The following is a 12,340-nucleotide window of genomic DNA, read 5'->3' as shown; positions in this document are numbered from 1 at the left end:
TGCGCTATTTGCGTCTCAGTGATGTTACTTTTAGTCAGTTTCATTTTTAACTTCAGAACGCCGACGGCGGCAACGTTCTGAGCAGTATTTCACTTCGTCCCAGCAATCTTGCCATTTCTTGCGCCAAGTGAAAGGACGTTCACAGACCGGACAGATTTTTGTAGGCAAGTCAGATTTAGAACGTGTACGCCCCATATCGATGCTGTGCAGATTGAAGAAAAAATTTGTGAGCGATGGAAAATAATTATAACCAGATTGTTACAAAGGGAGGAGACATTGAGCGAACAAATCTGGAGTCAATCCTTCTATAGGCTTGTTTTTGGTCAACTCATCTCAAAATTTGGTGATATTTGGTGCTATCTCGACTGTATATGAATGTGAGTTATCTCTAGAGATGGGCTGCGACAGCATTAATAAGAGCCTGAAACTAACTAAGGATGATCCGCTAACAGCAACAGTAAACGGCTAACTACTCGATGATCTGGTAATTGATAAAAATGCAATTCTCCTTTGAGTTGCTGTATGAGATTTTGGCAAATTAGGAGATGCAAACCAGGTGGTTGGTCAAGGATAGAAGGAGCAAGCCAATCCTTGGCTGTATCTTGTTGTAGCTCTGCCAGTAGCTGTGGTTCAATAATGCCATTATCAGTAATCGACAAATCTAACGTCCGCTCATCTAAGCGGCGACACCAGATATCAATTCTGCCTCCACTATGAGAACGGTGGCAGGCTATAACTAATAATTCATGAAGTACTAATTCAATTTTGGCGATGTCGCCACTAATCGCTAATGGCGATTGATTTCCTAAAGCTTGAGATCCTTTGAGATCCTCAGAACTTTGAAGTGACTCCTGATGCATAGCCAGTTGTCCCAAACCGTGTACTCCTACCCAGAGTTTGTGTTGTTTGAGTAAATTGTCAACTCTATCGACTGCTCGCTTGAGCAAACTGGCTACAGGTATAGTTTCCCATTTCATCTGCAACTGCCAATGTTCAAGTTTGAGCATTCCAGTGATCGAGGCAGTTGTGTAGTCTAACTGTCGCAGTAGTTGCTGGTAGCGCGTCTGAGTTATTTCATTAGCAGGAATGTCTAAATCATTTATTTGAGAGATGAACAGTGTCATCGCCCTTTGAACTTCTTCTAGAGAGCGATGTTTGTACCAATTAAGTTGTTGTAATTCCTTCGTGGTTGACTCTAGAAGATGGGTAATTTGCTTTTGACGATGCGACCAAGCTAACTGACAAACAAGAGTTTCGGCAACGCTGAGGCTTTGTTCTGACCAGAGACGCTCGTAATGGTCTGCGAGTAACACTACACCTGTGGGTTGCTCAACAGTGGAAGTACGCAGTACCATTACTAAAATTTGACCAATACCAGGCCCATTCAACCATTCTCTGGTTTCTAGAGGCAAATCATCTACCTTCACTCTAAGAGGGCCATCTTGAGTAAGTGCCCACTGGATAAGAGCCTCAGTCTGGATGGAAATAGATGTATCTAGAACAATCCCAAATTGTGTGTTAGCAATTACTCCAGGGATAATTTCTGCCTGATGCTGACCAGGCGACCAGGATAGCATTATTGCCAAAGGACAACTTAAAATAGATGCTATTTGTTGCAGTGCTGTGCTTTCTAAATGATTTTCTTGTGCCTGGGCTGTTTTGCTCTGAGTTTGTGCAAAAATGCGTAGACATTGCTGAAAGCTATGTAAAATTGTTTTTTGCTGCTCGGCACTGGCTTGCAACAGCCATTGGCGGATCATCACACCTATTTGTTGACTAATAACCCACAGCAGTTCCTTTTCTAAAGTTGTCCAAGAGCGATGGGTTTCGTGAGCGATAACTAAAAGTGCTGCTGGTGCATGACCTTGAGTACAATTAGAAACCAAAAGCGAATGTACATTATTTTCTAAAAAGGAAGGACGCCAGTTAAAAAATCGCAAATCTTCGTCTAAATTTTGAATTTCTACCGCGGCAGTGGCATATTGTAAAAGCTGCCTATCCATCTCTTTAAGAACATTGAGCGTAAATGTCAAAGTTCGGCGATTGTGAAGCTGGCTTTGGAAAAGTATTTCATAGTTATTCTGGTCAGAGTTATACCACAACAATAAAAAGCGCGTAGCCGCTAATCGATCCAGAACTTTTTCAGCACAGATGTGTAATATATCGTGAAGGTCATGCTCACTATAGATAGCTCGTGCAACTTGACTAGTTAGCTGGGCATCCTCTTGAATTTGTTGGATGGTGCTTTCCATATTTTCAGTAGGAGCAACTAAAGAGATTAAGCCAGCAGCACCTTGCACGAAATTTTTATCTGCTTCTACCCAGATACGAGGTTGATTGCTCTCTACCGCCAGAAAACCTAACAAGTCTTTTTGCCAAATTATCGGAGCTGCCAACAGCGATCGCACCCGCAGGCGTTGCAGTAGCTTGCCTGTAAAATGGCTATTGAGGGAACTGCGTGACTCACCAATCCAGACAATTTGATTGACTGACAAAGCATAATAAAATTCACTCAATTCCTGCACGGTAATTTCCACTGCTGGTGGCTGCGGACTAGAATTGCGACTCATATTCACCAGCTGATTGCTCATCCGACACCAAAAGTAGCGTCCTTCTTTTACAAACCAGTAAATATTTGTACGGGAGGGGGAAACAAATTGATGGGTTGCTTTTACTACTGCTTCTAGCTTTTGATCAAGGTTACTTAAGCTGCCTAAATTACTCAGCAATTGCAACAGCGGCCCCTCAGAGCGCTTGGTTTGCTTTTGCTGCAAATCCATCTGATGTTGATAAAGGACTGCTCCCAGTTCGCCTAAGACCATTGAGAGTCTTGCTTTTGCTTCTCCAGCCAGGACGTAGCCCCAGTTTTGTGAACCCATTAAGACCAAACCCAAACAACGGTCTTTATGGCGAATTGGTAAAATAATCGTTCCTTGGATGCGGAATTTTTTTGCTGCTTCCTGCAATGTTTCAGCGCGGTGTTCAGCTCTTAAATCGGCTAAACCCAAGGGACGCTGCTCGATTACTACTTGTTCTAATAAGTCTCCAGGGCTAAGAACTAACCGTTGTTGTAAAAAATTGCTGTCTTTAGTGGGCGTAATGCCCCCTTTGCCAAACAATATGTGATTGAGGCGATCGTAAAAAGCAATCCAAATCAGTTGGTAGTTAAACTGTTCTTTAATATAAGAAATAGTAGTTTCGATCACAGAGTCAACATTATTCTCTTCCCTGAGTTTCTGGAGGACGCGTCCCAAGGACAGAATCTGTTTTTCAGCAGTTATCGGTTTTTCTGGCGGCCCCATCTGATTATTAGTCAACATAACTTGTAATATATAAGATGCCCGGAAAAGCACCCTGATTAATATTGCCTGTAAGTTCTAGGTAGTAGAGTAGTTCACTTCAGATCAAATAAAACCAGCATCAAGTGCGAAACTCTTAATAAATTTGAATAATGCGGATTAGACAGGTAAGAAAGCAGACTGTTGTATATTAATCCGTATTAGGAATTGACATGGATATTTATCAATTAGCAATTCGTCCACTTTTGTTCAATCTGGTCAAAGCAGATCCAGAATGGTTACACCAGCAGACGGTTCACACGATTAGTAGCCTCTCAAACACAAGCACTCGTCCACCTTCTAGATGGATTAATAGCCTTCTTCAGCAGTCGTTGTGCTTAGAAGATTCACGTTTAGAGCAAACTTTGTTTGGGCTAAACTTTCCCAACCCTGTAGGTTTAGCAGCTGGGTTCGACAAGGATGGAGTAGGCGCTAGTATCTGGTCGAGTCTTGGTTTTGGTTTTGCAGAACTGGGAACTGTGACATTTGTAGCACAGCCTGGAAATCCTCGTCCTCGCTTGTTTCGCTTGCCTTTGGATAAAGCTGCCCTCAACCGCATGGGCTTTAATAATAGCGGTGCAGCAGCAATGGCGGCACGTCTAGCACAAATGCAACACGAGTTAACTTTGCCAATACCCATAGGCATTAATTTGGGTAAGTCTAAGGTAACGCCCTTAGAAGCAGCTGCCAGCGATTATCTCAATAGTTTTCGTTTACTTAAGGATTTGGGAGACTATTTTGTAGTCAATGTGTCTTCTCCGAATACGCCAGGGTTGCGATCGCTCCAAGATGCAGCCATGCTGGGTGCTATTTTTGATTTGTTACAACAAGAAAATAATTCACAAAAACCGATTTTTGTCAAGATAGCACCTGACTTGGAATGGGAAGCGATCGCCGATATTATTGAGCTGGCAAAAACCTACCAAATAGCGGGAATTATCGCCACTAATACCACCATCCGCCGCGATTTACTGAAAACGCAGATAATTACCCAAACAGGCAAAACTGTACAGGAAGAAGCTGGTGGAATTAGCGGCGCACCATTACGCGATCGTTCCACCGAAGTAATTCGTTTTATTTGGCAGCAAACCCAAGGGCAATTGCCGATTATCGGTGTGGGTGGCATCTTTTCCCCTGAAGATGCCTGGGAAAAAATTACTGCTGGTGCTAGCCTGATCCAGGTTTATACAGGCTGGATTTACGAAGGCCCAATGATGGTACGCCGTATTCTCAAAGGTTTACTTTCCTATTTAGAACAAAGCGGATTAACTTCCATAAACGAAGCTGTAGGTTTAGAAGCAAAAAGTAAAAAGTAAAAACTTAAGCAATAAATCTTGGCAAAAGCCAAGAAAAAACGCTGATCTACTTTTAACTTTCACTTTCTTCTAAGGGGAAAAATTCCCTAGCTTTTCGAGAAAACGACCAAGCAATACCATCTGGGTCACGGCTGCGGCTCCATTCTGGAAAGTCCGGATCGTTTCGGCGTTTATACACTGTGCTGGAATAAACATTTAGTCGTTTGGCCAGTTCCGATTGAATCAAAGAGCCAAACAACAATTGTTTTTCCAGTGGTTTTTTGACTTCTTCATGAGTTGCAGAATCAGTTGCTGCTGGAACTAAGTCAGCTTCTATTTCTTCCTGCTCTGGCTGGGGTAGCGGTGGTGCTAGAAGAGTTTGAGCAGTTTGGGCTACTGGTTGAGAAGGTAGTTCTTTAACAGGCTCACTACTTTCGAGTATGTTGCCCAAAATAGTGGCATTGATAAAGTAATAGACCGGACTACCATCTTCCGTTTTCAGAATACTGGCACCAAACTCGTTAGCTTTAGTATCTAGATAGCGCGTTGCTGTTGTTCCCGGAAAATTACCCCTGATTGCCAAGTCCATTGGCGTCACCCTGCCCTGGGTTTCCCTAATCAGTTTATGGAAAATTGGATTAACTTGCTGGCACCACTGTTGCCATTGATACCGCTGCCAAGTTTTAAAACCCGTCACTATAGTTGCGATCGCCAGCAAAAATTTCCAAGTTGAAACTAGGAAAATAATCAAAAACGAGATTGGCAAAAGCAGAACGAGAAAGCCCTTCCCGCTCCTTTCAATAGGTGTTTCACTGATGCTCATTGCTGCCAAGTGAATTTGTCGAAAATAAATAATTATTATCTTGGCAAAAATTGTGGCATTTTTTTGTATCTTTTGGCAAAGCCACGGCAAATTTGTTGGAAAAATATAACATTAGTAATTTTTATACACTGTACATATCTTAAATAATTGACAAACTCAATAAGCTTATAAAAACTAAATTACAAAGGTTTTGCCTGAAAAAATCTGCTTTTGCCGATAGGAAAATATGGCAATAGTAGTATTTTATTGTATTAAAAAATACTTATATTTTTTAAATTGAGGCTAGAAATAGCACTTAAAATTTCCAATGACCAGCGTTTAAGGCATTGCTTGGTTACATAAAGGTTTTGACTCAAGCCAAGATTTTCAAAATTAGCGTCTTGGACACTTGACACTTAATAATACATATACTACATTAATAATACAAGCCGATATTCCAAAAGGAGTAAGCTTTAGCCGTAGCGGATAGCTCAAGTAATAGAGCGCCCACCTTGCCCGCAAGGGCCGATATATCGAGGGTTACCGCATATCTATTAAAAACCCTTGATTCCACTTCTGGAGGTGCAGGTGAAAATCCTGCTCCGCTACACCCAAAATCTAATTTTGAATTTTGAATTTTGAATTGTTATGTGGCGGGTAGCTCAGAGGTAGAGCGCTAAACATCCTTGTTCACCCCTTGCCTGCAAAGGCCGACGAATTGAGGGTTATCGATTTGGGTTCGAGAGGTCGCAGGTTCAATTCCTGCCCCGCCACCCAAAACCTAATTTTGAATTTTGCATTTTGAATTGTCATGTGGCAGGTAGCTCAGAGGTAGAGCGCCTAAAACATCCTTGTTCATCCCTTGCCTGAAAAGGCCGAAGAATGAGGGTTATCGCCTTCCACGCGGGATGTCGCAGGTTCGATTCCTGCCCTGCCACCTTTCATTTTTGCCCGCAAGGGCCGGGAGATGAAGCCATGAATTATAATTTTTTTACTAAAAAGAAGACATCTACACCACAAACTCAGCCTATCCCCGGACGAGAAGCAGAGATGATCCAGGGCCGTTCCGGCGGGTATATGTTTGATGCTGGTATTTGGAAAATGCTGCGCCGTTGTTTATTAATTGGCACGGCAAAAAGCACTTACTACGCAGGCAAACAAGAATTAACAGAAGATTTTGTGGCGATTATCAAGCAAGCAGTCGCTGAAAATCCGGGACGTGTTGCAGAAGAAATTATGTATGCTAGCGATGGACGCGCCATCAATAACAGTGCGCCTATCTTAGCTTTGGTATTGCTGTCGATGGGTGAAGCGCCAGAAGCCAAAAAAGCTTTTGCAGAAATATTTCCGCAAGTTGTCCGCACTGGTAGTCACTTCTACGAATGGCTAAACTACACCAAATCTCTGCGGGGATTTGGTAAGGTAGTGCGCGAAGTTGGTAAAACTTGGCTGTCGCGGGAAGATGTGAAGGGTTTGGCTTATCAACTGTTGAAATATCAACAACGTCAAGGCTTTTCGCACCGAGATGCATTGCGGTTATTTCATGTCAAACCACCTACAGAAACTCACCGTGAATTATTTGAGTGGGTAGTAAAAGGTTGGGAAGATTTACCCGCAGACATCCCCTCCGAAGCCTTAGCGCAGATTTGGTGGTATGAATGGCTAAAGCGGAATCCCACCCAAACTCATGAAGCTATTGCTCAAGGGCGCTTAACCCACGAAATGGCTGCACCTGTAGGCAAGATGGATAAGCAAGCTTGGCAACTGCTGTTTCAGGAAATGCCAATTAGTGCAATGCTGCGTAACCTCGGTTCTTTGACTGAACTGGGTGTGTTACGAACTGATGAAAGTGCCAATGTGCTGCGAGTGGAAGCAGTTCTCAACAACAAAGAACATCTGCGTAAAGGTCGCATCCATCCGATTGATGTTTTAAAAGCTCTTAAAACTTATCAATCTGGTGGCAAATTAGGGCGCAGTCAGAAGACATGGCAACCAGTTCCTCGGATTGTAGACATCTTAGAAAAGGCGCTAGAACTGTCTTTTGATGTTGTGCAACCTACAGGCAAAGTTTTCATGCACGCTGTGGATGTTTCTGGCTCTATGTCTTGGGGTGTTGTGGATTCAGTAGGTTTAAGCTGCTGTGAAATTGCCACTACAATGGCATTGGTAACAGCAAAAGCAGAGAGAAACTACATGATTCGCGGCTTTGCTACCGAATTTCGGGAATTAGGTATCACGGCTAAGGATACTTTTAGTTCTGCTGTGGCTAAAGCGAGCAACCAAAACTTTGGTGGAACAGATGCATCTGTGGCTTATGACTGGATGATTAAGAACAACTTCAAAGCAGATGTAGTCTGCTTCTGGACTGATAATGAGTCATGGGCTGGTTCTAAGCACCCCAGTCAAGCATTGACACAGTACCGCAAGAAGGTGAATCCTGATGTTAAGGCGGTGTATGTGACTCTTGCACCTTACCAGATTACCTTGGTAGATCCTCAAGATCAATTGTCCTGGGATTTGGCAGGGTTCGATCCGGGAACACCTCGTATCATCCAGATGCTTGCTATAGGTGAACTGTAGACATTGCTGAATACTACAAGATAAAGGATAGAGGTAAAACACACCTTATCCTTTATTTTTGGTATGTGCAAACTGCTGTAAGCTTCAAACTCTACCTAACATTAAGCTGTCGCGCCTACAAGTTGCACTATTTTCATTGTCAATAAAAGCTGCAAACCCTCTCCCTTGCTCCCTGCCCCCCTTCGGGTTCGCCAGTCCCCCATCGTGACGGAGACCGCCAAGACGGGGGCTGGTCTCACCTGCCCCCTGCGGTCTCAATGTGCAAATTAAATGCTTAACACCTTATAGTACTTACGCAAAATTATGAAAAAACGAACCGCGAAGGCCGCAAAGGGCACGAAGTTATAAGAGTTTTAGAGAGTTATTGCGTAAGTTTTATATAATATAGTGGGAAGACTATTCAAATAAAGCATTTTGCCAAATAACAAACTTCTGCGATCGCAGCTTGCATTGCTTTGATAAACTTCTCAGCAAAAATCATATTTAAATATTAATTCAATTATGATTTAAAATTAAAATAATACTGTCTGAAATCAAATTATACTTGCGTTAATTTTACAGTTTGTGCATATTGCATTGTTTACAGCACAAGCATCTACTACAAGCATAAATTCCTTAACATCACCGGATTTGTGCTTACTCTTTAGTAGACAACAAATATTTCTCCAGGGTTCAGCCTAATGTTATGGTAGCTTATTGTTAGATCCCAGGAGGCGGCTATATAATAGCTGTCTCTTGGGACTTCCTCCGTAATTGATTCAGGCAACTAAGGAGGCATTGCCAACTGTGACAAATAATGCTGAAGACCCGCATTCCCAAGAAGATATAAAAAATTTTCCATCTTTAGAAAGCTTGCAAGTTCTTGTAGTAGATGATAATGATGACAGCCTTGTTTTAACTACTTTTATTCTTGAAAGCAGCGGCTTTCAGGTAACTACAGCCGCATCAGCTGCACAAGCTTTCGAGACAATCAAACAATTAAAATTTGATATTTTAATTTGTGACATTGCTATGCCAGAAGTTGATGGTTATGCCTTAATCCGCACAGTCAGAGAGAGTAAGCTTTTAGGACAACAGGAAATTCCAGCGATCGCTCTAACTGCTCTTGGTTCTGAGGAAAGCCGTAACCTTGCTTTTATGTCTGGTTTTCAAAGCTATGTCAATAAGCCTGTAGATTCTAAAATTTTATTAGCAGAAATAAGACGTGTTATGAGCGAAAATCAAAAAAATTCTACATAGTTAGCTATTTCATAAAAAAAACATAGAGCGATCGCCACATTTTTCTTAAAAAGTTTGTCAGACATTATCTAATTCAGCACTCTTTTAACGGAACCCTCAGCAAATTACATTTTAAATGCTTAGGGACTTCCAACTAAAAAATATCCCATCGCATTGAGGGCAGGGGAGCAGGGAGCAGGGAGCAGGGGGAAGGAACAATCGTGTTGAACCAGAAATTGGAATAATTTATTTTTTGGAGTTCCCTTAAAAAAACATCTTTTCAAGCTAATTTACACTTGGTATCAGACTTCTTTATCATTACCCCAATAAGTTCAGCAATAGCTATCACTAATTCTTCTGGGTTCAGGGGTTTAGCTAAATGCATTTGAAATCCTGCTTGCAGAGCTTGCTGCTGATCGTACTTTCTAGCAAAAGCAGTCAGAGCGATCGCGGGAATTGTTCCTCCTTCTTCTGGTGTCCAAGCTCTTACTTGACGCATTAGTGTATAGCCATCAATATCCGGCATACTAAGATCGCTAACTAACACATCTACTTTGACTTGTTCTAGGGCTTCTAATGCTTCTAATGCCGAAGATACCGCTATAACTTCAGCTCCATCTTGCTCTAATACAAAAGCAACAAAATCTCGTGAATCAGGATCATCATCAACTACTAAAACTTTTACGCCAGTAAGGAGTAAAGAGTTAGCAGCTAAAAATGATGGGTAAGTTCGTTCATTCTTAAAATGTTGGCTTTTGTTTTGGAGAAGCGGTAAAACAACGGTGAATTTTGTTCCTTTATCTTCACCAGGGCTTTCTGCTGTGACTGTACCCCCATGCATTTCGACTATATTACGAACAATTGCTAACCCCAAACCTAATCCACCAAATTTTCTGGTAGAACTGCTATCTGCTTGCCGGAAGTAATCAAATGCATAGGGCAAAAACTCAGGATTAATTCCCTTACCTGTATCGCTAACTATAATTTGAGCATAGCCATTAGCTTGTCCTAATCGCACTTCAATTTTTCCCCCTTGGGGTGTAAATTTGACAGCATTAGAAAGCAGATTCCAGACAACTTGTTGCAAGCGAGTAGAATCACCCAAAACTTGCCCTACATTCGATTCAAATATTGTATTAATATCAATTGACTTGGTTTGTGCTGCCAACTGCATACTTTCTAGTGCAGCCAAGACTGTAGCTCCTAAATCAACATTCGTAATATTCAGGGTTAGTTTGCCTTGTAAAATTCTCGATATGTCCAGCAAGTCTTCAATGAGTTGAACCTGTAACTTGGCATTGCGTTCGATTGTTGCAAGTGCTTGAGATGTCTTTGCTGGCTCAAGGCTGTTGCTTTGCAAAAACTTAGACCAGCCAAGAATCGCATTTAGTGGGGTGCGTAACTCATGAGAAAGTATAGCCAGAAATTCATCTTTAATTCGATTGGCTGTTTCTGCTTTCGCTCGTGCTGCTTGTTCTAACTCCAGCAAGTGAGCGCGTTCTTGCTGTAATTGTTTTTGTTCTTGAATATCTGTACAACTTCCAAACCACTTTACTACACGACCTTGTTGATCTTTAAGCGGTAAACCTCTCGCTAGTTGCCAGCGATAAGAACCATCAAAAGCCCGTTTAAAGCGGTATTCATTTTCATATATAGTGCCACTTTTAACAGCACTCAACCACGCTTGTTCAGCTCTTGCTACATCATCTGGATGTAATGCTGCTAACCAACCATTACCTAAAGATTGCTCAAATGTCAGTCCAGTGTACTCACACCAGTTTTGATTCAAATAATCACATTCACCGTTAGCATTAGTTGTCCATACGAGATGAGGAATTGCTTCAGCCAAATAACGATAGCGTTCTTCGCTTTGTCGCAAAACTTCTAGAATGCGTTGGCGCTCAATTATTTCTAATTGTAATTGCTCATTAGTCTTGGTAATCTCATCAGTACGAAGAGCCACCAACTCTTCCAGGTGATTTTGGTATTTTCTTAATTCCTTCTCTACCCGTAACCGTTCAGCTACTTGTGTTTGCAGTTCTTGGTTTGCTTGTTCTAGTTGAGCAGGGCTGGGAAGTGCTAGCGCTTGTGGCACTAAGGGTACTAGTTCTACGGCTGTAAACACAGATATTATTGCAGTTACGGCTTTGATTAATCCCGACAGCCAATAAGTTGGATACCAAAGTGTCCAAATCTCCATAATGTGAGTAGTGCCGCAAGCGACGATAAATGCACTAAACAACAGAAAAATCCAATAAAAAGGTAAATCCGGTCGCTTGCGGACAAAGTAGAAGAGTGTAGCTGGGATGGAGTAATAAGCTAGTGCGATAAACGCGTCAGATAGGATGTGTAACCAAACTAAATCAGTTTTCCATAGATAGCAGTGCCCATGTGGGATAAACGGCCCTGAGCTAAAAAAAGTAGTCCATAATTCCGACATATGCGTATTGACCCCCTACCCCTAAAAGCTTTGAAGACCATGAAGATTAATAGATGGCGCTTATCTTAGTGCTATTCATTGCTGTGACAACGATAAAAATTATGTCGAGTTTGAGTGATTTCATTGCCGTGTTCAAGCTTTTTATTAAAAATCGAATATGAAAAATCAACCCTAACAGATATTAGGAAGGCAGGGTTATAAATTTGAAGAATTTTGTTGATTTTATGTTGGCACATATCCAGCTAGCGATGACTTCCACAGGGAGCATATCTGACTTCGCCAGAACAGTTAACTTCTTTATGTTTTGTAATAAATACAGTAGTAAGCACACCGAATAATGAAAATAATATTAACAATTTTACTATGGTGGTTTGGAGATTCAAAAAATTAACAGGCTCAAAAAATGGAAAAATACAAAAAATTACTGTACAAAAATCAGCTATTAATTTAATAAATAACTAGATGTCTCCTGAGAATTTTATAAATAAACTCTCTGCTCCTCTGAGTAATTACAGGCATTGTCAAAATTGTGATAACCTTAATTGCGATCGCCAGCCACATTTATACTAATCTCAAAATATATATTACCCCGCAAACAGGGGATTTCAAGCAAAGATTAAGTTTTTCCCTTCCCAGCAGTTATTACTATAAGTATTATTTTCTCCCA

The 12,340-nt window shown here is 41.5% G+C and carries 7 protein-coding genes and 2 tRNA genes; 5 read left to right on the top strand and 4 right to left on the bottom strand.

What is annotated here, in order from left to right; translation table 11 throughout:
* Positions 1-30: 30 nt before the first annotated feature.
* Together AC5JL8_RS01930 and AC5JL8_RS01925 are read right to left on the bottom strand one after the other, a co-directional pair.
* On the bottom strand, positions 31-195 hold the full coding sequence (locus AC5JL8_RS01930; RefSeq protein ID WP_495878087.1) for a DUF2256 domain-containing protein: 165 nt from the start codon (positions 193-195) through the stop codon (positions 31-33).
* Between the two features lie 236 nt (positions 196-431).
* A complete protein-coding gene (locus AC5JL8_RS01925) occupies positions 432-3,302 on the bottom strand; it encodes a GAF domain-containing sensor histidine kinase (RefSeq protein ID WP_495878220.1) in 2,871 nt (956 codons plus the stop codon).
* Positions 3,303-3,511: 209 nt separating this feature from the next.
* On the opposite strand from AC5JL8_RS01925, the gene AC5JL8_RS01920 reads away from it, so the two are divergent.
* Positions 3,512-4,654: a quinone-dependent dihydroorotate dehydrogenase gene (locus tag AC5JL8_RS01920; RefSeq protein WP_495878086.1), complete on the top strand. Its 1,143-nt coding sequence runs from the start codon at positions 3,512-3,514 to the stop codon at positions 4,652-4,654.
* 52 nt (positions 4,655-4,706) lie between these two features.
* On the opposite strand, the gene AC5JL8_RS01915 is transcribed toward AC5JL8_RS01920, so the two are convergent.
* Entirely contained in the window at positions 4,707-5,450 is a 744-nt protein-coding gene (locus AC5JL8_RS01915; RefSeq protein ID WP_495878219.1) for a hypothetical protein, read from the bottom strand.
* Between the two features lie 636 nt (positions 5,451-6,086).
* On the opposite strand from AC5JL8_RS01915, the gene AC5JL8_RS01910 reads away from it, so the two are divergent.
* From AC5JL8_RS01910 to AC5JL8_RS01895, 4 genes are all read left to right on the top strand, one after another.
* Positions 6,087-6,212, top strand: a tRNA-OTHER gene (locus AC5JL8_RS01910).
* Between the two features lie 37 nt (positions 6,213-6,249).
* Positions 6,250-6,373 (top strand) — tRNA-OTHER (locus AC5JL8_RS01905).
* Positions 6,374-6,410: 37 nt separating this feature from the next.
* Positions 6,411-8,015: a TROVE domain-containing protein gene (locus AC5JL8_RS01900; RefSeq protein WP_495878085.1), complete on the top strand. Its 1,605-nt coding sequence runs from the start codon at positions 6,411-6,413 to the stop codon at positions 8,013-8,015.
* A gap of 786 nt (positions 8,016-8,801) precedes the next feature.
* Positions 8,802-9,254, top strand: coding sequence for a response regulator (locus AC5JL8_RS01895; RefSeq protein ID WP_495878084.1), 453 nt, complete (start codon positions 8,802-8,804; stop codon positions 9,252-9,254).
* A 259-nt stretch (positions 9,255-9,513) separates the two neighbouring features.
* On the opposite strand, the gene AC5JL8_RS01890 is transcribed toward AC5JL8_RS01895, so the two are convergent.
* On the bottom strand, positions 9,514-11,673 hold the full coding sequence (locus AC5JL8_RS01890) for a hybrid sensor histidine kinase/response regulator (RefSeq protein WP_495878083.1): 2,160 nt from the start codon (positions 11,671-11,673) through the stop codon (positions 9,514-9,516).
* Positions 11,674-12,340: the final 667 nt, after the last annotated feature.

Source organism: Mojavia sp., assembly GCF_059505145.1.
The sequence above is the reverse complement of the archived record's forward strand: the minus strand, read 5'-3'. Positions and strand labels throughout refer to the sequence as shown.

Bases quoted from the DNA above. Each gene is read 5' to 3' on its own strand.
- AC5JL8_RS01930 (WP_495878087.1), bottom strand. From the start codon at position 195: ATGGGGCGTACACGTTCTAAATCTGACTTGCCTACAAAAATCTGTCCG.
- AC5JL8_RS01925 (WP_495878220.1), bottom strand. From the start codon at position 3,302: ATGGGGCCGCCAGAAAAACCGATAACTGCTGAAAAACAGATTCTGTCC.
- AC5JL8_RS01920 (WP_495878086.1), top strand. From the start codon at position 3,512: ATGGATATTTATCAATTAGCAATTCGTCCACTTTTGTTCAATCTGGTC.
- AC5JL8_RS01900 (WP_495878085.1), top strand. From the start codon at position 6,411: ATGAATTATAATTTTTTTACTAAAAAGAAGACATCTACACCACAAACT.
- AC5JL8_RS01890 (WP_495878083.1), bottom strand. From the start codon at position 11,673: ATGTCGGAATTATGGACTACTTTTTTTAGCTCAGGGCCGTTTATCCCA.